This is a genomic window from Kitasatospora sp. DSM 101779 (assembly GCF_025655475.1).
Taxonomy (GTDB): Bacteria; Actinomycetota; Actinomycetes; order Streptomycetales; family Streptomycetaceae; genus Kitasatospora.
The window spans coordinates 526,880-528,850 of the sequence record NZ_JAHTIK010000001.1 but is presented as its reverse complement, the minus strand read 5'-3'; the positions used below and the strand labels follow the sequence as shown (position 1 = coordinate 528,850).

Genomic DNA, 1,971 nt, shown 5'->3' with positions numbered 1-1,971 from the left:
GGGTGCACCGGACGGACGGGCAGCGGGCGGGCCGGCAGCGGCGCGTCCGCGGTGGCCACCGTGCCGGAACGGTAGTGCGCCATCCAGCCCTTGACGGTGCGCAGGTACTCCGCGGAGTGGTTGTAGCCGAGGACCGCCGCATCGAGCTGCGCCGGGTCGGCGAGATCGCGCGAGCCGGCGCACAGGTAGTGGCCGGCCGCGAGCGCGGCGTCGTGGATGTTGTTGGCGTCCCGGCGGCCGTCGCCGTTGCCGTCCGCACCCCACACCGCCCAGGTGGAGGGGATGAACTGCATCGGGCCGACGGCGCGGTCCCAGCGCGGGTCGCCGTCGACGGCGCCGCCGTCGGTGTCGGCGATCGCCGCGAACCCGTTGCCGTCCAGCGCGGGGCCGAGGATCGGGGTCGCCGTGGTGCCGGCGGCGTCGACCCGGCCGCCGTCCGCGTGCCCGGACTCGACCCTGCCGATCGCGGCGAGCAGCTCCCAGGGTAGGTGACAGCCGGGATCGGAGGCACCGACGGCCGCCGCGGCGGCCCGGTAGGCGGCGAACACGGTGGCCGGCACTCCGGCCTGACCGCCCGTCGGCGTCACCGTGGCCGTCCAGCCTGCGGCAGGCACAGCAGGCACAGCAGGCACGGTCGGTACCACGGGCGCGGCCGGCGGCTGGGCCCAGGCCCGGTGGGCGCCGCCGTCCATCGGCAGCGCCCCGTCCGCCGCCACCGCCGGTGCCCGCTCGGCCGCGACCGCCGCGGCCGGCACCGGCCCGCCCGGTGCGGCCACCACCGTGATCACCACTGCCGCAGCCGCTGCCCTCAGCAGCCCGGCCCACTTCCGTCCGACCCCCACGCCCGTCCCCTCCCACATGATCATGACTGACGTATTACATCATCAACGGGTGACATCGACGCAGGTCGAACGGGCCTTGGTCGTCGGCCCGCGGTTCCGCCCCGCCCCCGGGCCCGCGGTTCCGCCCCGCCCCCGGGCCCGCCGGATCAGGGACGCACGGCGCCCACGTACGGCATGTAGTCGATGGGCAGGATCTCGACGTTCTTGCCGGTGCGCGGCGCGTGGATCATCTTGCCGCCGCCGATGTAGATGCCGACGTGCTGAAGGTTGGAGAAGAACACCAGGTCCCCGGGCTGCAGGTCGCTCTTGGCGACGTGTTGGCCGGCGTTCCACTGGTCCTGCGAGACCCGCGGCAGCGAGACGCCGCCGGCCCGCCAGGCGGCGCCGGTCAGGCCCGAGCAGTCGAAGGAGCCGGGCCCGGTGGCACCCCACTCGTAGGGCTTGCCGATCTGGGCGTAGGCGAACTGGAGGGCGGCGGCCGCGCGTCCGCTGGCCGGGCCGGTGTACGTCTCGCGGGCCGAGTCGCGGGAGGAGCGCGGGTCCTGGGCGTTCACCTTGTCGCGGTCGGCGACGGACAGGGTGTTGAGGAGCCGGGTGGCCTCGCCCAGCTTGGCCTGCACCTGCTTCTTCTCGCCGGCCAGCGCCCGGTCCGTCTCGTCGAGCCGGGCGAGCACCGCCGTGGCTTCGGCGCGCCGCTGGTCGAGGCGCCGCTGCTGGTCCTGCAGCAGCCGCAGCAGGTCCGCCTGCGAACTGGCGGCGATGTCCTGCGCGGAGGCGCGCTGCAGGTAGTTGGTCGGGTCGGCGGAGAGCATGAGGGCGACCGTCGGGTCGACGTTGCCGCTGCGGTACTCGTCGGCCGCGACGGCCGACAGCCGCTCCCGGAGGCCGGCCATCTTCTCCTGCGCGGCGGCGACCTGGTCCTGCAGCTGGTTGGCGTCCTTCCGGAGGCGCTGCTGCTCCTCCTTGAACTTGTTGTACTTCTCGGTGGACGCCTCGGCCTGCTCGTTGAGGTCGTCGACCTGGGCCTTGACGGTCGCGAGGTCGGCCTTGGGCTCGGCGTGCGCGCCACCGGCGGAGGCGAGGAGGGCGGAGCCGGCGGCCGCGGTGGTCACCAGGGCGATGCGGGTGC

At 74.9% G+C, this 1,971-nt stretch carries 2 protein-coding genes; both read right to left on the bottom strand.

Going from position 1 to position 1,971, the window contains the following annotated elements; all coding sequences use genetic code 11:
* Nucleotides 1-866 (bottom strand): lytic transglycosylase domain-containing protein (locus KSNIM_RS02470; RefSeq protein WP_263101540.1); only part of this gene is annotated, 866 nt, incomplete at its 3' end.
* A 122-nt stretch (nucleotides 867-988) separates the two neighbouring features.
* Nucleotides 989-1,971, bottom strand: a 983-nt coding sequence (locus KSNIM_RS02465; RefSeq protein ID WP_317633984.1) for an NlpC/P60 family protein, incomplete at its 5' end; no start/stop codon positions are given.